Raw genomic sequence first — 20,391 nt, 5'->3', positions numbered from 1 at the left:
ACCTGCGGGGTCTGTTGCAGTTCGTGGTGCCCGGGCAGAATCTACGCGCGTCGTTGACCATTTCCCGAGGAGATTCTGAGATGCCCTTGAACCGCCGGAAGTTCCTGAAGAGAACCGCTGTGACGGGGGCGGGGGTGGCGCTGGCGGGCGCCTCGGCGGCCCCGTCCGCCGAGGCCGCTCCGGCGCACGCCGGCCCGGCGAAGAAGCGGTACTCCCTGACCGTGATGGGCACGACCGATCTGCACGGGCACGTCTTCAACTGGGACTACTTCAAGGACGCCGAGTACGCGGACAAGGCGGGCAACGCGCTGGGCCTGGCCCGCATTTCGACCCTGGTGGACCAGGTCCGCCAGGAGAAGGGCCACTGCAACACGCTGCTGCTGGACGCCGGTGACACGATCCAGGGCACCCCGCTGACGTACTACTACGCCAAGGTGGACCCGATCACGGCCAAGGGCGGCCCGGTGCACCCGATGGCGCAGGCCATGAACGCGATCGGGTACGACGCGGCGGCGCTCGGCAACCACGAGTTCAACTACGGCATCGAGACGCTGCGGAAGTTCGAGTCGCAGTGCGACTTCCCGCTGCTCGGCGCGAACGCGGTGGACGCGAAGACCCTGAAGCCGGCGTTCCCTCCGTACTTCGTCAAGAAGTTCCACGTTCCGGGTGCGCCGCCGGTGAAGGTCGCGGTGCTCGGCCTGACCAACCCGGGTATCGCCATCTGGGACAAGGCCTATGTCCAGGGCAAGCTGGCGTTCCCCGGTCTGGAGGAGCAGGCCGCGAAGTGGGTGCCGAAGCTGAGGGCGATGGGCGCGGACGTGGTCGTCGTGTCGGCGCACTCGGGTACCTCCGGCAACTCGTCCTACGGTGACCAGCTGCCCTATGCGGAGGACGCGGCCGCCAACGTGGCCCGGCAGGTGCCGGGGATCGACGCGATCCTGGTCGGTCACGCGCATCTGGAGATCCCGGAGCTGAAGGTCGTCAACGAGCAGACGGGGAAGACGGTCGTCCTGTCCGAACCGCTGTGCTACGCCGAGCGGCTGACGCTCTTCGACATCGAGCTGGTCTTCGTCAAGGGGAAGTGGGAGGTCGAGTCGGTCGCCGCGTCGCTGCGGAACTCCAACACGGTCGCCGACGACCCGAAGATCACCAAGTTGCTCACGGACGAGCACACGAAGGTCGTCCAGTACGTCAACCAGGTCGTCGGCAAGGCGACCGAGACGCTGACGACGGTGGATGCCCGTTACAAGGACGCCCCGATCATCGACCTGATCACCAAGGTCCAGGAGGACGTGGTCAAGGCGGCGCTGGCGGGCACCGAGTACGCCGCGCTGCCGGTGATCGCGCAGGCATCGCCGTTCTCGCGTACGTCGGAGATCCCGGCGGGCAATGTGACGATCCGGGACCTGTCGAGCCTGTACGTGTACGACAACACGCTGGTCGCGAAGCTGATGACGGGCGCGCAGGTCCGGGCGTACCTGGAGTACTCGGCGGAGTACTTCGTGCAGACCGCCGCCGGCGCGCCGGTGGACGTGGAGAAGCTGACCAACGCGAACGGCCGTCCGGACTACAACTACGACTATGTCTCGGGCCTGCAGTACGAGATCGACATCGCCCAGGCCGCGGGCTCGCGCATCAAGAACCTGACCTACAACGGTGCCCCGCTGGACGACGCCCGGCAGTTCGTGCTCGCGGTGAACAACTACCGTGCCAACGGCGGCGGTGCCTTCCCGTTCGTGGCTTCGGGCAAGGAGCTGTGGTCGGAGTCGACGGAGATCCGGACCCGGATCGCGGAGTGGGTGACCACGAAGGGGGTTCTGGACCCGAAGGACTTCGCGTCCGCCGACTGGAAGCTCACGCGGAACGGCGTGCCGCTCTTCTAGGAAGAACGGGGTTGCCCTTGCTCCGGATGTGACGCGGCGCGTGCGGCGCGTACGTGGAGCCGGCCGGCGTAGAGCTGGCCGGTCGGCTCCACCACCGTCGGAGCGGCCGCCCTCGGGGCGGGGGTCGTCGGTTGGTGCCGAGCGTGGGCCGCCACTCCCTCGGCTGCCGTCCCGGGCGCCTCTCCGGACGGCTCCTTTCTCACCGTCTTTCGGCGAGCGGGGTCAGATCCATGGGCCGGCGGACGGCCGGGATCCCGTCGTGATGCTGGAGCCCGAACGTGGTGAAGGCGGTCCGGCGAGGCAGCGGGTAGGGCTCCTTGCCGGTGAGGGAGTTGAGGATGGTGGCGCTGCGCCAGGCGGCGAGGCCGAGGTCGGGGGTGCCGACTCCGTGGGTGTGGAGTTCGGCGTTCTGGACGTAGACGGAGCCGCTGACGGAGGGGTCGAGGACCATGCGGAACTGGTCGTCGATGCGGGGGCGCCCGCTGCTGTCGCGGCGCAGGTAGGGGCCCAGCCCGGCGAGGATGCGGCCGAGGGGGCGCTCACGGTAGCCGGTGGCGAGGACGACGGCGTCGGTGGTGAGGCGTGAGCGGACGTTCTGCTGGACGTGCTCCAGATGGAGTTCGATCTTGTTGGTGGCAAGGCGCCCGGCGGTGCGGACCCGGACGCCGGGGGTGAGGACGGCATCGGGCCAGCCGCCTTTGAGCGTACGGCGGTAGAGCTCGTCGTGGATGGCCGCGATGGTGCCGGCGTCGATGCCCTTGTGGAGCTGCCACTGCGCCGAGACGAGTCGGTCGCGGACGGGTTCGGCGAGGGCGTGGAAGAACCGCGTGTAGTCGGGGGTGAAGTGCTCCAGACCGAGTTTTGAGTACTCCATGGGTGCGAAGGCCTCGGTCCGTGCGAGCCAGTGGATCCTTTCGAGGCCGAGGGGCCGGTTGCGCAGGAGGTCGAGGAAGACCTCGGCACCGGACTGGCCCGCGCCGACGACGGTGATGTGCTCGGCGGTGAGGAAGTCCGTTCGGTGCCGGAGGTAGTCGCCGGCGTGGATGACGGGCACTCCGGCGGATTCGACCAGCGGTTCCAGGGTTTCGGGCACGTAGGGTTCGGTGCCGACGCCGAGGACGATGTTGCGTGCGTGGGCACGGCCGAGGGCTTGGGCCGTGCCGTCCGTGCCGAGACGGGTGAAGTCGACTTCGAAGACGTCGGTCGCGGGGTTCCAGCGGACGGTGTCGACCTGGTGGCCGAAGTTCAGTCCAGGAAGGTTGCCGGAGACCCACCGGCAGTAGGCGTCGTACTCGGCGCGCTGGATGTGGAAGCGTTCGGCGAAGTAGAAGGGGAACAGTCGTTCGCAGGTCTTGAGGTAGTTCAGGAACGACCAGGGGCTGGCGGGGTCGGCGAGGGTCACCAGGTCGGCGAGGAACGGCACTTGGAGGGTGACTCCGTCGATGAGGAGGCCGGGGTGCCAGTCGAAGCCGGGGCGCCGTTCGTAGAAGACCGCCTCGAGTTCCGTGAGCGGGTGGGCGAGGGCGGCGAGCGACAGGTTGAACGGGCCGATGCCGATGCCGACCAGGTCACGGGGTGCTCGGGGTTCATGGCGTGCGGGGGTGGTCATCGGGTCGTGCTTCCTTCCACCAGGTTCAGGAGGGCGGCCAGGTCGCCGGGCCGGGTGTGGGGGTTGAGGAGGGTGGCCTTGAGCCAGAGGCGGCCGTCCAGCCGGGCGCGGCCGAGGACGGCGCGGCCGGCGTGGAGGAGGGTGCGGCGCACGGCGGCGACGGTGTCGTCGGACGCCGCCGTGGGCCGGAACAGGACGGTGCTGATGGTGGGCGGGGCGTAGAGCTCGAAGGCGGGGTGGTCGCGGACCAGTTCGGCGAACTGGTGTGCGTGGCCACAGACTTGATCGACGAGCGTGGCCAGCCCGGTGCGGCCCAGGGTCTTGAGGGTGACGGCGATCTTGAGGATGTCGGGGCGTCGGGTGGTGCGCAGGGAGCGCCCGAGGAGGTCGGGCAGTCCCGCGTCGGTGTCGTCGTCGGCGTTGAGGTAGTCGGCGCGGTGCCGCAGGGCGCTCAGGTCGTGGGGGTCGCGGACGGCGAGCAGGCCGGCGGCGACGGGTTGCCAGCCGAGTTTGTGCAGGTCGAGGGTGACGGTGTGGGCGCGCTCGAGACCGGTGAGCTTGGCGCGGTGGCGGTCGCTGAACAGGAGCGCGCCTCCGTAGGAGGCGTCGATGTGCAGTCGGGCGCCGTGGGCGGCGCAGATGTCGGCGATCCGGGGCAGGGGGTCGATGAGGCCGGCGTCGGTGCTGCCCGCGCCGGCGGCGACGAGCAGCGGGCCGGCCAGCCTGCCGAGCGTGGTGTCGAGGGCGGCCGGTTCTAGGGTGCCGCCGGGGGCGGGGACGACAACGGGTTCGGGCAGGCCGAGCAGCCAGGCGGCGCGCGTCAGGGAGTGGTGGGCGCCCGCGCCGCAGACGAGCCGGACGCTTCCGTGGGCTTCACGGGCGAGGAGCAGGGCGAGCTGGTTGGACTCGGTGCCGCCGGTGGTGACCAGACAGTCGCCGTTTCCTCGCGGGCCGCCGTGGATCTGGTCGGCACCCCGTTCATCCGGGCGGCCGCAGCCCTCGCCGGTGCCCTGTTCCTGCGGGATGCCGCAGACCTCGTCCGCGCCACTTTCCGGCGCGCGATCGTGATCTCCGCCGGCGCTTCTTGTCCGCGGATCGCCGTAGACCTCGTCGGCGAGGGCCCGTGTCACCAGCGTTTCCAGTTCGGAGGCGGACGGGGCCTGGTCCCAGGAGTCGAGGGAGGGGTTGAGCGCGCTCGCCGCCAGGTCGGCGGCGGTGGCGACCGCGAGGGGCGGGCAGTGCAGGTGGGCGGCGCACAGGGCGTGGGCGGGGTCGGCGGCCCCTTCCGCCAGGGCGTGCACGAGCGCCCGTACGGCGTCCGGGTCGCCCTCGTACGGCAGGACGTCGCCGACGGCCGCACGGACCCGGGCGGCGACCGCTGCGGGCCCCCCGCCGGGCAGGGGGCCGCCGCGGGCCCGTGCGCCCTCCTCGAGGGCGTCGAGGACGGTGGCGAGCAGCGGTCGCAGGGCGCGCGGGCCTTCGGGTCCTGAGGCGAGAGGCGGCAAGCTCATGGGACGTCCTCCAGGCACGCGGCGGGGAACCAAGCCTGCATGCAGGGAGGTTGGACTCGCCCGGAGAGGACAACGATCCGACCCGAATGGGGGTACCGCCGTGGGGAGGAAGTGCCCACGGATGGCATATGCGGTGCCGGCCGCCGTCCCGCGACGGCACGGCGGCCGGCACCGCGGATCGGCTACGCCTCCCGGATGCGCAACGCTCGTGCCAGGTCGTCGAGTTCGTCCACGAGCTTGCGGCGCAGCGCCGGGGTGAGGTCGGCCTCGCTCAGGCACTGTTCACCCCGGTGCAGGGTGTCCGCGCTCACGGCGTGGCGGGGGAACGCCCAGCGGCCGGCGGCGGTGGCGATGGCGGGGCCGCGGCGGGCCGCGACGGCGGGTACGTCGGTCCAGTACCGCTCGACGTACTCCGCCAGCAGGTCGGCCTGTTCGGGCTGCCAGAAGCCCTGCGCGGTGGCGGTGAACAGGTAGTTGGACAGGTCGTCGGTGGTGAACATCGCCTCCCAGGCGCGCCGCTTGGCGTCGGCGTCGGGCAGGGCGGCGCGGCAGCGGGCGGCACCTTCCTGGCCGGTGGCGCTGGGGTCCCGGTGGAGTTCCTCCGCGATGGCCGCCTCGCCCACGGCGCCGAGGACGGCGAGACGGCCGAGGATGCGCCAGCGCAGTTCGGGGTCGAGTTCCGGTCCGCCGGGCACGGTGCCCTCGGCGAGCCAGGCGGCGATGGTCTCGGGGTGGGCGGCGGCGTCGATGTAGTGGCGTACGGCGATCAAGCGCAGCCCGGGGTGGGAGCCGTCCTCGGTGCGGCGGATCAGGTCGCGGCACAGCGCGCTGAGGGTGGCGAGCGCGGCGGACCGGTCGGTGAGGTCGCCGCCCTGCTCGAGCGGGGTCGAGGGCGTGGGGGAGGGCAGGTAGCGGTCGGCGACGTGACCGGCGGCGAAGGCGAGGACGCCCTCGAGCAGCGCCAGGTCGGTCTCGTGCGGGAGATGGGCGCGCGCGGCCTCCAGGTAGGCGGCGGCAGGCAGGTCGCCGTCGCGCACGGCGTCCCGCAGGGCGTTCCAGACGACCGCCCGGGTCAGCGGTTCCGGCAGCCCTGACAGGGCGTCGCGCACGGTCGCGAAGGACTCGGGGTCGAAGCGGACCTTGGCGTAGGTGAGGTCGCCGTCGTTGAGCAGGAGCAGGGCCGGGCGCTTGCCGAGGGGCTGCGGCGCGCTCTGCGGGACGTCGAGGTCGACGCGTTCGCGCAGGGTGAGGTCGCCGTCGTCGGCGGGGGTCCGGTCGTAGACGCCGACGGCGATGCGGTGCGGGCGGCTGCCGTCGTGGCCGACGGTGAGGGAGTAGGTGCCGTCGTCGGCCTGGGTCAGACGCGGAGTGAGGGTGTCGACGCCGGTGGTGCGCAGCCAGGCGTCGGCCCAGGCGTGGACGTCGCGGTCGGTGGCGCTCGCCAGGGAGTCGATGAAGTCGGCGAGGGTGGCGTTGCCGAACCGGTGGCGGGTGAAGTGGGTGTTGATACCGGTGAGGAAGTCCTTCTCACCGAGCCAGGCGACCAGTTGGCGCAGCGCGGAGGCGCCCTTGGCGTAGGAGATGCCATCGAAGTTGAGGAGCGCGGAGGCGGTGTCGTCGACCGCTTCCGGGGCCACCGGGTGGGTGGAGGGCCGCTGGTCGGCGTCGTACCCCCAGGCCTTGCGGGCGACGCCGAAGTCGGTCCAGGTGTCCGTGAAGCGGGTGGCTTCGGTGAGGGTCTGGTAGCCCATGTACTCGGCGAAGGACTCGTTCAGCCAGATGTCGTCCCACCACTTGAGGGTGACGAGGTCGCCGAACCACATGTGGGCCATCTCGTGGGCGATGACCATGGCGCGGGTCTGGCGCTGGGTGTCGGTGACGGCGGAGCGGTAGACGAACTCGTCGCGGAAGGTGACCAGCCCGGGGTTCTCCATGGCGCCCGCGTTGAACTCGGGGACGAAGGCCTGGTCGTAGGAGTCGAAGGGGTAGGGCTCCTCGAACTTCTCGTGGTACCGGTCGTAGCACTGGCGGGTGATCTCGAAGAGTTCGTCCGCGTCCGCGTCGAGGTGGGGGGCCAGGGAGCGGCGGCAGTGGATGCCGAAGGGCAGTCCGCGGTGTTCGGTGCGTACGGAGTGCCAAGGTCCGGCGGCGACGGCGACCAGGTAGGTGGAGATGAGGGGGGTGGTCGCGGCACGCCAGGTGCCGTCGCCCTGGTGGGTGGTGATGCCGTTGGCGAGGACGCTCCAGCCCTCGGGGGCCGTGACGGTCAGGTCGAAGACGGCCTTGAGGTCGGGCTGGTCGAAGGCGGCGAAGACGCGCTGGACATCGTCCATGAACAGCTGGGTGTAGACGTAGGTCTCGCCGTCGGTGGGGTCGGTGAACCGGTGCATGCCCTCACCGGTTCGCGAGTAGCGCATGGCGGCGTCGATGCGCAGTTCGTGCTCACCGGCGGTGAGTCCCTTGAGCGGGAGCCGGTTCTCGGCGAGCGTCTCGGGATCGAGGGGGTGTCCGTCCAGGGTGGCGGAGCGCAGCTCGGCGGGCTTGAGCTCGACGAAGGTGTCCGAGGCGTCTTGGTCCGCGCGCACCGTGAAGCGGATGACGGTACGGGAGTCGAAGGTCTCGTCGCCGCGGGTCAGGTCGAGTTCGATCTCGTAGCGGTGGACATCGAGGAGCCGGGCACGGGTCTGCGCTTCGTCGCGCGTCAGTACGGACATGAAGGACATGCTGCCTGATGGCACTGACGACGCACAGTGGTGTTCCGCTACGCCCGCTTTGTCCGTTCCTCGTGCCGCTTCCGGGGAGGGTCGGGAGCCTTTCGGGCGGCGGGGTCCTCTCGCTGGCTCGGAACGTTCGCTTCCGGACGCGGAAGGTTCGCGTCCGGGTACGCGAGGGCGCGCGTCGGCGGCGGGATACTGCCTGCCGGAGGAGGGATGCCGCCTGCCGGAGGCGGGACGGGCTGATCGAGCCGGGCGCGCAGGACGCGCACTTCCCGCTCCAGGGCCTGCGAGCGCTGATGAGCGTCGTAGAGGTAGCGGACCTTGGTGCGCAGGGCCCAGGGGTCGACGGGTTTCATCAGGAGGTCGGCGACGCCGAGCCCGTAGGCGGCCGAGGTGAGTTCGGCGTCGGGGCCGAAGCCGGTGATCAGGATGACCGGGATGTGCTGGGTCTGCTCCAGGCGCCGCAGGTAGCGCACAACGTCGAGGCCGCTGACCTGGGGCATGCGCACATCGAGGAGGAGCAGGCCGACCTGGCCGCGCAGTACCTCCTTGAGCGCGGCGTCACCGTTCGTGGCGCGGGTCAGGCGGTAGCCCAGCGGGGCAAGAGCGCTCTCCAGCGCGTAGAGCGTGTCCACGTGGTCGTCGACGATGAGAATCCTGGCATCAGACGGCATGGCCCGAGGTCCCCTCGCTTGGATGACCAGCTTATGCCCGAACCGTCCTACCGTGCGTTCCTTTGACCTGACAAAGAGTCATCCGGCCGACTGGGGACGGCCGGAGCGTAGAGAGCGTTTGCGGAGTTCGGAGCACTCGGAGCAGATGGCCGGGCGGCCGGGCCGGGTGTCACTCCCCCGCAGCGTCGGAGCCGGACGTGGCGTCATCAGCGATGCGCTCATGGTGCCGGATGACCTCGGCGATGATGAAATTGAGAAGTTTCTCCGCGAACGCGGGGTCGAGTTTGGCGTTCTCGGCGAGCCGGCGCAGCCGGGCGATCTGGGCGGCCTCACGGGCCGGGTCGGCGGGCGGCAGCTGGTGCGCCGCCTTGAGGTGGCCGACCTGCTGGGTGCACTTGAAACGCTCGGCGAGCATATGGACGACGGCGGCGTCGATGTTGTCGATGCTGTCGCGCAACCGGGCGAGTTCGGCACGGACGGCGGGGTCGGCGTCCCCGGCGGCGGAGTGGCGGGAGGTCATGGCCGTCCACCCTACGGGGCCGGCCGAAGGGCGGTCCTTCCTGTCCGGAGTGCGGATCGCTCCGACGGCGTACGTCGCCACTGCGCGCCCGAGCGAACCGGCGCGCCGAAGCGGCGGGGCGGTCGAGGAGGCGGTCGTCGGGCACGAGAAAGCGTCCACCGGAGGCGGCGATGGTCCGCACACGACGTACGGGTCGTGCGCGCCGGGCGCGGAGGAAACCGTCGTACACACCCCTCTCCGCCCAGCGCCTGCACTCGGCCCACCCGCCCGCCCCGCGGCGCCTGCGTCGGTGCGGTGGGCGGCAGGCGGCAGGCGGCAGGCGGCAGGCGGCAGGCGGCAGGCGGCAGGCGGGGATGCCTACGGGGTGGGTGCCCGCGGCCGGGGCGGGCCGCGGACACCCTCCCGCCCTCCGGGGATACGGCCGAGCGCGTCGGGCTAGAGGCCGGACGCGGCGCGGGCTATGTCCGCCGCGAACGTCGAGACCTCGGTGTAGACACCGGGGTAGCCGGCCCGTGCGCAGCCCTCGCCCCAGCTGACGATGCCGACCTGGAGGTACGCACCGGTGTCGTCCTTGCGGAACATGGGGCCGCCGGAGTCGCCCTGGCAGGTGTCGACGCCGCCCTGCGGGAAGCCGGCGCAGATCTCCTCACCGGGCACCAGATCGCTGCCGTAAGCCCGCTGACAGGTGGCGTCGTCGACGAAGGGGACCGCGGCCTTGAGCAGATAACGCTGCTGACCGCCGCCCTCACTGGCCGCGCCCCAGCCCGCGACGGTGAAGTCACCCTTGTTGTACGCGGTCGTGGTGGCGATCTTCAGGGTGGGCAGATCGATGGGCTGGGCAAGCTTGATCAGCGCCCAGTCCCTGCCCTTTCCGTTGTAGCCGGGGGCCTGCAGGACCTTGGTGGACCTCACCTTGATCGCGCTGCCGCTGCGCAGGTCGACGACACCAGCGGTGGCGGTGATGGAGGTGTTGCTGCCCGATCCGCTGACGCAGTGCGCGGCGGTCAGGACGATGTCGCCGGCGTACAGGGCGCCGCCGCAGCCCATGGACAGCCGCACCATGAACGGAAACTCGCCCTGTGCGGCCCGTGCCCCGCCGACCACCGGTTGGGGTGCGGCCTGCGCGGACAGGGGCTGGAGGGACAGGGCGGCGAGCGCGACCGTGACGGCCGCGACGGCTCTCTTGAGGCCGCTGATCTTCTTCAGGAGCTTCAACGTGCTTCCTTCCGTGGGGGGTTGACCGCATGGCGGCAGCACGCGAAGCACATATGACATGCCCCCGCCAAGTCTTTACGGATTATTTGGAGACCCGGGCGAGGCGGCAAGAACCGGTTTCCGGCCAATGGGCGGCGCAGCACGACGCCCTCCCCGCCTCGCACGCTCGGCCGCCGGGAGGAAGCACGCATACAGTGGATGCCAGTGCCGGCGTCTGAAGGGGGTGCGGACGTGGCGAACGGCGGCCCGGTCGAGCACGGCTACCCGCATCTGGAAACGGTGCGGGCGGCGATCACCGCCCTGTACAAGCGGCTCTCCTGCGACACCATCCGCACCTTCGCGGCCAGCGTGGCCCCCGCCGACGTGGCCTTCTCCGACCTGGACGACCTGCATCTGGGGGCGCAGCGCGTGGCGCGCGAGCTGGTGCGGCACTACCGGCTGCCGGACGCACGGATGATCATCGGCTTCCGTGAGATGACCCATGCGGCCAACGTCGAACTCGCCGCGGGCCCGGAGTACTTCATCGAGCTCAACGACCGGTTCCGCACCCACCGCCGGGACATCGGCGCGGCCCTCGCGCACGAGGTGATGCACGTCTATCTGCACCGCCTCGACCTGTCCTTCCCCGGCACGAGGGACACCGAGATCCTCACCGACACCGCGGCGACCTACCTGGGCGCGGGCTGGCTGCTCCTGGACGCCTTCCGCGAAGACAGGGCGTCCTCGCAGAAGCTCGGCTACCTGACCCCGGAGGAGTTCGGTTACGTCCTCGCCAAGCGGGCACTGCTGTTCGGCGAGGACCCGTCGATCTGGTTCACCAGCCCGCAGGCGTACACCGCGTACACGAAGGGCATGGCGCAGGCCCGCCGGGACGAGCAGCAGCCCCCGCTGACCGCCGCCGGCTGGGCGGGCCGCCGCCGCTACGCCCGGGACCGCCGCCACGCCGAGGACCACTCCGCCCCCGGCCCGCATCCGGGCGTCCCGTACGACTTCACCCCGCCCGGCCGCGGCCCGCTGCGCGTCTCCTTTCCCTGCCCCACCTGCCACCAGCGCATCAGGGTGCCCGTGCGAGGACGGGTGCGGGCGCGCTGCGGGCTGTGCCGGACCGTTCTGGAGTGCGACACCTGAGGCGCGGCCGCCGGGCCATACGGCGTGAGAGGCAACGCCGAAGTGGCACGGAACACCTCAAATGTCTTTGCGCGGTGGGCCTTCGGAGAGCGAGGGTCGAAGCATGGACACGCACGAGCCACCGGGGCTGTTCACGGCGGTGTACGAAGGGGACGAGGACGCGGTCGTACGACTGCTGCGCACGGGCACGAGTCCCGAGTCGGTCGACGCGGAGGGCCAGACGGCCCTGTACCTGGCGGCGGTCGGCGACGCACCGGGCGTCGTACGGCTGCTGCTGACGGCCGGAGCCGATCCCGACCGCCTGAGCGCGGGCGCCGACGCGCCGCTGTGCGGTGCCGTCTGCGGGGGGCACATCGAGGTGGTACGGGCACTGCTGGCGGCCGGGGCCACCGCGGACCTGGAGGAGGAGTACGGGTTCCGTGCCTTGACCTGGGCGGTGCAGCGGGGGCACGTGGAGATCGTCCGGGCGCTGCTGGCCGCCGGCGCGGATCCGGACCTGCCCGGCCCTGGGGGCGAACCCCCACTGGTGGCCGCCGCTCGGCGCGGCTCGCCCGGCTGCGTACGGGCTCTGCTGGACCACGGGGCGCGGGCCCGCGGGGAAGCGCTTGCCGAGGCCCGGCGCTGGATGCGCCTGGATGTCGCGGCCGAACTGCGCGCGGGACTCGAGACGACGTACGGACCGGGGCACGAGTACGTCACGCGCCGCCGGGAGGAGGAGCCCGGGGCCGTGACGGTCGAGGTCACGCTGGTGCGCGAGGGCCGGCCGACGGCGGGGAACGACCAGCAGACCGGACATGCCGCGATAGCGGGCCTCCTGGAAAACGGGCCGGGAGCACACGGCGGCTGACCACTCAGGGACGCGGACTACTGCGCCCCGTAGACCGCCCCGGGCGTCTCTGCCTGGGCCAGCAGTTTCAGTGCCGTCTCCCCCGCCTCGGCCGCAGTGCGGCGCGCTCCCCCGTCGGCGCTCGGGCCCCGCCGCCACCCCTCCATGACGGTGATCCGTCCGCCCTCCGCCTCGAAGACGCGGCCGGTGACCCCCGCGCTCGCGGCGGACCCGAGCCAGACGACCAGGGGTGAGACGTTCCCGGGTGCCATGGCGTCGAACCCGGAGGCGGGCGCGGCCATCGTCTCGGCGAACGTCTGCTCGGTCATCCGGGTGCGTGCGGCGGGTGCGATGGCGTTGACCTGTACGCCGTAGCGCTTCAGTTCCGCGGCCGCGACCAGCGTCAGGGCCAGGATCCCGGCCTTCGCCGCGCTGTAGTTCCCCTGTCCCACCGACCCGGACAAACCTGCTCCGCTGCTGGTGTTGACGACCCGGGCGCACGGGACGCGCCCGGCTTTGGCCTCGGCGCGCCAGTACGCCGCAGCGTGCCTCAGCGGCAGGAAGTGGCCTTTGAGGTGCACGCGCAGCACTGCGTCCCAGTCGTCCTCGTCGAGGTTGACCAGCATCCGGTCGCGCAGGAAGCCGGCGTTGTTCACGAGAGTGTCGAGCCGGCCGAAAGCCTCGAGAGCGGTCGCCACCAGGGACGCGGCCCCCGCGCTTGTCGCGATGTCACCGCCGTGCGCCACCGCCTCACCGCCCGCGGCGCGAATCTCCGCCACGACCCGGTCGGCCGGGTCGCCGTTACCGGGGCCACCGTCGAGGCCGACCCCCAGATCGTTGACGACGACCCGCGCGCCCTCGGCGGCGAACGCGAGGGCGTGGGCGCGGCCGAGACCGCGCCCCGCCCCGGTGACGATCACTACTCGGCCGTCGGCGATACCCGTCATGTCGTGTCCCCTCGTCCGATCGTGTCGCCGGATCGACTTGTCCATCTGTCGTCACAGGTATGCCTGTTGACGCCGGTACGCGCTCGCTGAACGGCCGTGGGGTGCTTCTCCGCCTTCGCGGCCTCCCCGACCGTCTCCTCGCGGTCGGCAGGTGCGTGGGCCCTCGGCCGTGAAGACCGTCCGTGCGCAACCGTCGGATGCCTGAGCCCACGGCCGTGAAGACCGTCCGCCTGCACCCGTCCGGTGCCCCTCGCCCCGCCCGTCACGGTCGTTCGCCTGCGACCGCCTGCCCCGCCCGTCATGTTCGGTCGCCTGCGGCCGCCGCGTCCAGGAACGCCGGTCGTTCCCCTCCCCCGTGGACGAGCAGGCTGGCACCGGTGATGTACGCGGCGGCGTCCGAGGCAAGGAAGACGGCGGCCGCGCCGACGTCGGACGGCTCGGCGAGCCTCCCGAGCGGGACGGTGCGGGAGACGGCCGTGATGCCGTTCTCGTCGCCGTAGTGGAGGGACGACAGTTCGGTGCGGACCATTCCGGCCACGATCGTGTTGACCCGCACCTCCGGCGCCCACTCGACCGCCATGGAACGGGCCAGATTCTCCAGGCCCGCCTTGGCCGCTCCGTAGGCGGCGGTGCCCGGCGAGGGGCGGCTGCCGCTCACGCTGCCGATCATCACGACCGCTCCCCTGGCGCGCCGGAGATGGCCGTACGCGGCGAGGGAGACCGTCAGCGGCGCAATGAGGTTGAGTTCGACGACCCGGGCGTGCCGTTCCGGTCCGGCGTCGGCGAGGAGCCGGTAGGGGGCGCCGCCCGCGTTGTTGACCAGCACGTCGAGGCGGGGCAGTGCGTCGAAGAACTCCCGTACGGCAGCCGGGTCGCGCACGTCCAGCGGCGCGAACTCGGCACCCTTGGCCCGTGCTTCGGGCGGCCGCCGGGCGCACACCACCACCTCGGCGCCGGCCTGGACGAACGCACGGGCGATCCCCGCGCCGACGCCCCGTGTGCCGCCGGTGACGACGACGGTCCTGCCCCGCAGGCAGGCGGTGGCCCCGTCCTTCGAGTTGTCCACAGGGGCCTCCCGCAGGGATGCGTGGGCTGCTAGCTTCGAATCGCACCTAACAAACGTTTGGTGGAAAGGTAGCTGATGTGCCCATGGGTGTCTCCACCTCGTGCCCGGAAAAAGGGATCGCCGTCGTCACGGTCGGCTTCCCGCCGGTGAACGCGCTGCCGGTGGCCGGCTGGTTCGACCTGGCCGACGCGGTGCGGTCGGCCGGCCGCGCCCCCGAGACCCGCTGTGTCGTGCTGGCCGCGGAAGGACGCGGTTTCAACGCGGGTGTGGACATCAAGGAGATACAGGCCGAGGGCGGCAGCGCGCTGATCGGGGCCAACCGCGGTTGCTTCGCGGCGTTCTCGGCGGTCTACGAGTGCGAGGTACCGGTGGTGGCGGCGGTCCAGGGCTTCTGTCTGGGCGGCGGGATAGGTCTCATCGGCAACGCGGACGTGATCGTGGCGAGCGAGGACGCGGTCTTCGGCCTGCCCGAACTGGACCGCGGCGCGCTGGGCGCGGCCACTCATCTGGCCCGGCTGGTCCCCCCGCACCTGATGCGCGCCCTGTACTACACCTCGCGCACGGCGACCGCGGCCGAACTGCACGCGCACGGTTCGGTGTGGCGCGTGGTACCGCGGGACGGACTGCGCACGGCCGCCCTTGAGCTCGCCCGGGAGATCGCCGCGAAGGACGGCGAGCTGCTGCGGCTCGCCAAGGCCGCCATCAACGGCATCGACCCGGTCGACGTGCGCCGCAGTTACCGCTTCGAGCAGGGCTTCACCTTCGAGGCCCATGTCAGCGGCGTGGCCGGCCGCGTCCGGGACAGGTTCGGGAAGGAGGACGCGTGAGGGACAAGACGATGACGGCCGACGAGGTCGTCGCCCGGCTGGAGAGCGGTATGACCCTCGGCATCGGCGGCTGGGGCTCCCGCCGCAAACCGATGGCCCTGGTACGGGCGCTGCTGCGCTCCGGGATCAACGACCTCACGGTGGTCTCGTACGGCGGTCCGGACGTCGGCATGCTCGCGGCCGCAGGGCGGATCCGCAGACTGGTCGCCGCGTTCACGACCCTGGACACGATTCCGCTGGAACCGCACTACCGGGCGGCCCGTGAGGGCGGCGCGTTCGAACTCGTGGAGGTGGACGAGGCGATGTTCATGTGGGGCCTGCACGCGGCGGCGAACCGGCTGCCGTTCCTGCCGGTGCGGGCGGGTGTCGGCTCGGACGTGATGCGGGTCAACCCCGGCCTGCGGACGGTCACTTCACCGTATGGGACCGAGTGGCCGTTCACCGGCGGGGACGAGTCTGAGGAAGGCACGGCGGCTCCCGGACCGCGAGAGGAGTTCGTCGCGATGCCCGCGCTGCGGATGGACGCCGCTCTGGTGCACGTCAACCGCGCCGACCGGCTGGGCAACGGTCAGTACCTGGGCCCGGACCCGTACTTCGACGACCTGTTCTGCGAGGCCGCCGACACCGCGTACGTGTCGTGCGAGCGGATCGTCGACACCGCTGAGCTGACGAAGGAGGCCGCACCGCAGACGCTGCTGGTCGGACGGCACACCGTGACCGGCGTGGTGGAGGCGCCGAACGGAGCGCATTTCACGTCCTGCGCCCCCGACCACGACCGGGACGAGCCCTTCCAGAAGCACTACGCCACCACGGCGTGGCCGGCGTTCGCCGAGCAGTTCCTCTCCGGGGACGAGCAGGCGTATCAGTCGGCCGTCCGGTCCTGGCACCGGGAGCGGTCATGAGCCCGGCGACCCGCGCCGAGTACTGCGTGATCGCCTGCGCCGAGGCCTGGCGCGACGCGGGGGAGATCCTCGCCGGCGCGATGGGCCCGGTGCCGTCCGTCGGTGCGCGGCTCGCCAAGCGCACCTTCTCGCCGGACCTGCTGCTCACCGACGGCGAGGCCATGCTGGTGGACGCCGACGGCACGGTGGAGGGCTGGCTGCCCTATCGCCGGCACCTGACCCTGGTCACCGGAGGCAGACGGCACGTGATGATGGGCGCGAGCCAGATCGACCGCTTCGGAAATCAGAACATCTCCTGCGTGGGCGACTGGGCGAAGCCCCGGCGGCAGCTGCTCGGGGTGCGCGGGGCACCGGTCAACACGCTCAACAATGCGACCAGCTACTGGATACCGCGGCACTCACGGCGGGTGTTCATCGAGCGGGTCGACATGGTGTGCGGGGTGGGGTACGACCGTGCGGCCCGGCATCCGGCCACCGCTCGCTTCCACCGCATTCCGCGTGTGGTGTCCGACCTCGGCGTCTTCGACTTCGACACCCCGGACCACTCGATGCGGCTGGCCACGCTGCATCCGGGGGTGACGGTCGAGGAGGTACGGGAGGCGACCGGCTTCGAGCTGACGGTCCCGCAAGAGGTGCCGTACACCCGCGAACCGACGCCGAAGGAGCTGCGGTTGATCCGTGAGCTGATCGACCCGCTGGGCATACGGGAGCGCGAGGTTCCCGATCGCGGCCCTCGGGCGCCTGGTAGCAGCCCCGAGGCTGCCGATCGCGCCCCCGAGGTTCCGGGTCACACCTCCGGTGTCCGCCGTGACCGGGACGGCCGGAGCCCCGGTCCCGGCGGCGCGATCCCCGATGGGCATCCGGCGGGCGGAGGCCGTTGATGGACACGGCGCTGACCCGGCTCGTGGGAGTCAGGTATCCCGTCGTGCAGAGCGCCATGGGCTGGGTGGCCGGACCGCGTCTGGTCTCCGCCGCGGCGAATGCGGGCGCACTGGGCATCCTGGCCTCCGCGACGATGACGCCCGACCGGTTGCGGGAGGCGATACGGGAGGTCGCGTCCCGCACGGACGCCCCGTTCGGGGTGAACCTGCGCGCGGACGCCGGGGACGCGGGCGACCGGGTACAGATCATGATCGAGGAGGGTGTGCGCGTCGCCTCCTTCGCGCTGGCTCCCTCGCGGGGGCTGATCGCCGAACTGAAGGCGGCGGGAGTGGTGGTGATTCCGTCCGTGGGGGCCCGGCGGCACGCGGAGAAGGTGGCCGCCTGGGGCGCGGACGCGGTGATCGTGCAGGGCGGTGAGGGCGGCGGTCACACCGGCGAGGTCGCGACGTCCGTGCTGCTGCCGCAGGTGGTGGATGCGGTGGACATACCGGTGGTGGCGGCGGGCGGCTTCAGCGACGGGCGGGGGCTGGTCGCGGCGCTGGCGTACGGGGCGGCCGGAATCGCGATGGGCACGCGGTTCCTGCTGACCTCGGACTCGACGGTGCCGGAGGCGGTCAAGGCGCGGTATCTGGCGGCGACGGTGAAGGACGTGACGGTGACGAGGGCGGTGGACGGTGTGCCGCACCGCATGCTGCGTACGGAACTGGTCGATGCGCTCGAACGGTCCGGCCGCGCGAGGGCCCTGCTGCGGGCCGTGCGCCGGGCGGAAAGGCTGCGGAAGCTGTCCGGGCTCAGCCGGCGGCAGATGATCCGCGACGGTCTTGCCCTCAAGCAGGGCAGGGAGTCGACGTGGGGACAGGTCCTGCTGGCCGCGAACACGCCGATGCTGCTCAAGTCCGCCATGGTGGACGGGCGGACGAACCTCGGGGTGATGGCCTCCGGGCAGGTCGCCGGAGTGATCGACGACCTGCCGTCGTGCGCGGAGCTGGTGGACCGGATCATGGCGGAGGCGGAGGAGGTGCTGAAGGGCCTGGAATCGCTCAGAGCCGTTCGATGATCGTCACGTTCGCCTGGCCGCCGCCCTCGCACATGGTCTGCAGACCGAAACGGCCACCGGTCCGCTCCAGTTCATGGAGCAGGGCCGTCATGAGCTTGGCGCCGGTCGCGCCCAGGGGATGGCCCAGCGCGATGGCGCCGCCGTTGACGTTGACCTTCGCCGGGTCGGCGCCGGTCTCCTTGAGCCAGGCGAGGACGACCGGGGCGAACGCCTCATTGATCTCGACGAGGTCGATGTCGTCGATCGTGAGACCGGTCTTCTTCAGGGCGTGCGCGGTCGCCGGGATCGGGGCGGTCAGCATGCGGATCGGGTCCTCGCCGCGTACGGAGAGGTGGTGGATGCGGGCGCGCGGAGTCAAGTGGTGTTCGCCTACGGCCCGTTCCGAGGCCAGCAGCAGGGCCGCCGCGCCGTCGGAGACCTGGGAGGAGCAGGCGGCGGTGACGGTGCCGCCCTCGATGACCGGCTTCAGCCCGGCCATCTTCTCCAGCGAGGTGTCCCGGCGCGGCCCCTCGTCTACGGTGACGTGCCCATAGGGGACGATCTCCCGCTCGAAGCGGCCCGCGTCGATGGCGCGCAGTGCACGCTGGTGCGAGCGCAGCGCGAACTCCTCCTGGTCGCGCCTGGTGATGCCCCATTTGGCGGCGATCGCTTCGGCGCCGTGGAACTGGTTGACGGGCTGGTCGCCGTAGCGGGCGCGCCATCCCTCGCTGCCCGCGAACGGCCCCTGGGTGAGGCCCAGCGGTTCGGCGGCCTGGCGGGAGGCGAAGGCGATCGGGATCTGGGACATGTTCTGCACGCCGCCCGCGACCACCAGGTCCTGGGTGCCCGACAGCACGGCCTGCGCGGCGAAGTGCACGGCCTGCTGCGAGGAGCCGCACTGCCGGTCGACGGTCACGCCCGGTACCTCCTCGGGCAGCCCGGCCGCGAGCCACGAGGTGCGGGCGATGTCCCCGGCCTGCGGTCCGACCGTGTCGAGACAACCGAAGACGACGTCCTCCACGGCTGCCGGGTCCACACCGCAGCGCTCCACCAGCGCCTTGAGCACATGCGCCCCCAGGTCGGCGGGATGGACCCCGCTCAGACCGCCCCGGCGCCGCCCGACGGGCGTACGGACCGCTTCGACGATGTAGGCCTCGGTCATGGTGGACTCCCTTGGAGAGGAAAGGGGTTGATGTACGGGTTACTCCCGTACGGCGATGCCGTCGAGCACCATCGACAGGTACTGCCGGGCGATCTCCTCCGGGCTGTGCTGTCCGCCGGGCCGGTACCAGGACGCGGCGACCCACACCGTGTCGCGTACGAACCGGTAGGTGAGCCTGACGTCGAGGTCGGACCGGAAGACCCGGTCGGCGACCCCGTGTTCCAGCGTGGACAGCCATGCCTTCTCGAACTTGCGCTGTGACTCGGCGAGGAACGTGAACCGTTCCTGCGCCACGAGCTGCCTGGACTCCTTCTGGTAGATCGCGACGGCGGCGCGGTGCCGGTCGATCTCCCGGAAGGACTCGGTGACCAGCGCCTCGAGCGTTTCGCGCGGGCCGAGTTCGGCGTCCAGGACGGTGTCGTAGCCGTCCCAGAGCTCGTCGAGGAAGGTGCGGAGGATCTCCTCCAGCATCGATTCCTTGGAATCGAAGTGGTAGTAGAGGCTCCCCGCGAGCATCCCGGCGTGGTCCGCGATCTTGCGTACGGTGGTGGCGTTGTAGCCCTGCTCGGCGAAGACCTCGGCTGCGGTGTCGAGGAGTTCGCGGCGGCGGGCGGGCGCGGCGGTCACCTGGGGCTTCTTCTTGGTCGGCACGGGTCCATTGTGATCCCGGTGGTGCTGGTCCATCGCACGGCTCTAGGCGTGCTGGCTGCTGACGGCGACGACCTCGCCGGTCATGTAGGAGGAGTAGCCGGACGCCAGGAAGACGATCACATTGGCCACCTCCCATGGTTCCGCGTACCGCCCGAAGGCCTCCCGCGTGGTCAGTTCCTCGAGGAGTGCGGAGGTCGTCACCTTCGCCAGGTAGGGGTGCATGGCGAGGCTCGGCGCGACCGCGTTGACCCGTACTCCGTACTCCGCGGCCTCGATCGCGGCGCAGCGGGTCAGGGCCATCACGCCTGCCTTCGCGGCGGCGTAGTGGGCCTGTCCGGCCTGGGCACGCCAGCCGATCACGGAGGCGTTGTTGACGATCACGCCACCGCCCGTGCCCTTCATCGAGCGCAGGGCCGCCCGCACACAGCGGAAGGTGCCGCCCAGGGTCACATCGAGCACCTTCGACCACTGCTCGTCGGTCATGTCGGCCAGGGCCGCCGTGCCGCCCACTCCGGCGTTGTTGACGACGATGTCGAGCCGGCCGTGCGACCTGGCGGCCGTGTCGAAGAGTGCCTGCACCTGGGACTCGTCGGTGACGTCGCAGGCGACCGCGGTCACCGCGCCGCCGAACCCCCGGCCGAGCTCCCGCTCGTACTCCTCGAGGCGGCGCACATGGGCGTCGCTGATCACCACGCGTGCGCCTTCCTCCAGGAACCGGCGCGCGGTCGCCGAGCCGATCCCCGCCCCGGCCGCGGCGGTGATGACGGCGGTGCGGCCCTTCAGCAGCCCGTGCCCGGGCACGTACGACGGACTCTCGACGCCTGTCATGGGCCCA

17 protein-coding genes and 1 pseudogene are annotated in these 20,391 nt (G+C 71.4%); 7 read left to right on the top strand and 11 right to left on the bottom strand.

Going from position 1 to position 20,391, the window contains the following annotated elements; all coding sequences use genetic code 11:
• Positions 1–80: 80 nt before the first annotated feature.
• The gene (locus tag ACQEXA_RS40380) at positions 81–1,883 is read left to right on the top strand and encodes a bifunctional metallophosphatase/5'-nucleotidase (RefSeq protein ID WP_432926537.1); all 1,803 of its coding nucleotides are present in this window, start codon (positions 81–83) and stop codon (positions 1,881–1,883) included.
• 199 nt (positions 1,884–2,082) lie between these two features.
• Here ACQEXA_RS40380 and ACQEXA_RS40375 read toward each other — a convergent pair whose 3' ends face one another.
• The 6 genes from ACQEXA_RS40375 to ACQEXA_RS40350 form a co-directional block, all read right to left on the bottom strand.
• Entirely contained in the window at positions 2,083–3,492 is a 1,410-nt protein-coding gene (locus ACQEXA_RS40375; RefSeq protein WP_432926539.1) for a lysine N(6)-hydroxylase/L-ornithine N(5)-oxygenase family protein, read from the bottom strand.
• A complete protein-coding gene (locus ACQEXA_RS40370; RefSeq protein WP_432926541.1) occupies positions 3,489–5,003 on the bottom strand; it encodes a pyridoxal phosphate-dependent decarboxylase family protein in 1,515 nt (504 codons plus the stop codon). The genes ACQEXA_RS40375 and ACQEXA_RS40370 overlap by 4 nt, the downstream gene beginning before the upstream one ends.
• A 182-nt stretch (positions 5,004–5,185) precedes the next feature.
• Positions 5,186–7,726, bottom strand: coding sequence for an aminopeptidase N (gene pepN, locus ACQEXA_RS40365; RefSeq protein WP_433132509.1), 2,541 nt, complete (start codon positions 7,724–7,726; stop codon positions 5,186–5,188).
• 38 nt (positions 7,727–7,764) lie between these two features.
• Positions 7,765–8,394, bottom strand: coding sequence for a response regulator (locus ACQEXA_RS40360; RefSeq protein ID WP_432926545.1), 630 nt, complete (start codon positions 8,392–8,394; stop codon positions 7,765–7,767).
• Positions 8,395–8,563: 169 nt separating this feature from the next.
• Positions 8,564–8,914 carry a chorismate mutase gene (locus ACQEXA_RS40355; RefSeq protein WP_359389391.1) on the bottom strand — a complete coding sequence of 117 codons (351 nt, stop codon included), beginning with the start codon at positions 8,912–8,914 and terminating at the stop codon, positions 8,564–8,566.
• A gap of 435 nt (positions 8,915–9,349) precedes the next feature.
• Complete coding sequence (locus ACQEXA_RS40350; RefSeq protein ID WP_432926547.1) at positions 9,350–10,129, bottom strand: S1 family peptidase; 780 nt, start codon at positions 10,127–10,129, stop codon at positions 9,350–9,352.
• Positions 10,130–10,360: 231 nt separating this feature from the next.
• Here ACQEXA_RS40350 and ACQEXA_RS40345 point away from each other — a divergent pair, with 231 nt between their 5' ends.
• Together ACQEXA_RS40345 and ACQEXA_RS40340 are read left to right on the top strand one after the other, a co-directional pair.
• Positions 10,361–11,257 carry a hypothetical protein gene (locus tag ACQEXA_RS40345; protein ID WP_432926549.1) on the top strand — a complete coding sequence of 299 codons (897 nt, stop codon included), beginning with the start codon at positions 10,361–10,363 and terminating at the stop codon, positions 11,255–11,257.
• A gap of 103 nt (positions 11,258–11,360) precedes the next feature.
• Positions 11,361–12,104 carry an ankyrin repeat domain-containing protein gene (locus ACQEXA_RS40340; RefSeq protein WP_432926551.1) on the top strand — a complete coding sequence of 248 codons (744 nt, stop codon included), beginning with the start codon at positions 11,361–11,363 and terminating at the stop codon, positions 12,102–12,104.
• Between the two features lie 17 nt (positions 12,105–12,121).
• Here ACQEXA_RS40340 and ACQEXA_RS40335 read toward each other — a convergent pair whose 3' ends face one another.
• Complete coding sequence (locus ACQEXA_RS40335; RefSeq protein ID WP_432926553.1) at positions 12,122–13,030, bottom strand: SDR family oxidoreductase; 909 nt, start codon at positions 13,028–13,030, stop codon at positions 12,122–12,124.
• A gap of 298 nt (positions 13,031–13,328) precedes the next feature.
• Positions 13,329–14,096: an SDR family oxidoreductase gene (locus tag ACQEXA_RS40330; protein ID WP_433132507.1), complete on the bottom strand. Its 768-nt coding sequence runs from the start codon at positions 14,094–14,096 to the stop codon at positions 13,329–13,331.
• Positions 14,097–14,179: 83 nt separating this feature from the next.
• Between ACQEXA_RS40330 and ACQEXA_RS40325 the strand changes: the two genes are divergently transcribed.
• From ACQEXA_RS40325 to ACQEXA_RS40310, 4 genes and pseudogenes are all read left to right on the top strand, one after another.
• Entirely contained in the window at positions 14,180–14,923 is a 744-nt protein-coding gene (locus ACQEXA_RS40325) for an enoyl-CoA hydratase family protein (protein WP_432926557.1), read from the top strand.
• Positions 14,920–15,825, top strand: coding sequence for a CoA transferase subunit A (locus ACQEXA_RS40320; protein WP_432926559.1), 906 nt, complete (start codon positions 14,920–14,922; stop codon positions 15,823–15,825). The genes ACQEXA_RS40325 and ACQEXA_RS40320 overlap by 4 nt, the downstream gene beginning before the upstream one ends.
• Positions 15,822–16,544, top strand: a pseudogene (locus ACQEXA_RS40315) (CoA-transferase subunit beta); the annotation flags it as partial. The gene ACQEXA_RS40320 and the pseudogene ACQEXA_RS40315, both read left to right, overlap by 4 nt.
• A gap of 161 nt (positions 16,545–16,705) precedes the next feature.
• Complete coding sequence (locus ACQEXA_RS40310; protein ID WP_432926560.1) at positions 16,706–17,764, top strand: NAD(P)H-dependent flavin oxidoreductase; 1,059 nt, start codon at positions 16,706–16,708, stop codon at positions 17,762–17,764.
• Here the strand turns inward: ACQEXA_RS40310 and ACQEXA_RS40305 are convergent.
• The 3 genes from ACQEXA_RS40305 to ACQEXA_RS40295 are packed head-to-tail and all read right to left on the bottom strand — an operon-like array spanning position 17,748 to position 20,384.
• Positions 17,748–18,905 (bottom strand): acetyl-CoA C-acetyltransferase, encoded by a 1,158-nt coding sequence (locus ACQEXA_RS40305; protein ID WP_432926562.1) that lies wholly within the window; start codon positions 18,903–18,905, stop codon positions 17,748–17,750. The genes ACQEXA_RS40310 and ACQEXA_RS40305 overlap by 17 nt on opposite strands.
• 39 nt (positions 18,906–18,944) lie before the next feature.
• Entirely contained in the window at positions 18,945–19,556 is a 612-nt protein-coding gene (locus ACQEXA_RS40300; RefSeq protein ID WP_432926564.1) for a TetR/AcrR family transcriptional regulator, read from the bottom strand.
• Positions 19,557–19,598: 42 nt separating this feature from the next.
• The gene (locus ACQEXA_RS40295) at positions 19,599–20,384 is read right to left on the bottom strand and encodes an SDR family oxidoreductase (protein ID WP_432926566.1); all 786 of its coding nucleotides are present in this window, start codon (positions 20,382–20,384) and stop codon (positions 19,599–19,601) included.
• Positions 20,385–20,391 lie beyond the last annotated feature (7 nt).

The sequence above is a fragment of the Streptomyces sp. CA-106110 genome, assembly GCF_050936285.1.
Lineage (GTDB): Bacteria > Actinomycetota > Actinomycetes > Streptomycetales > Streptomycetaceae > Streptomyces.
This window is presented reverse-complemented; position numbering and strand designations above follow the sequence as displayed.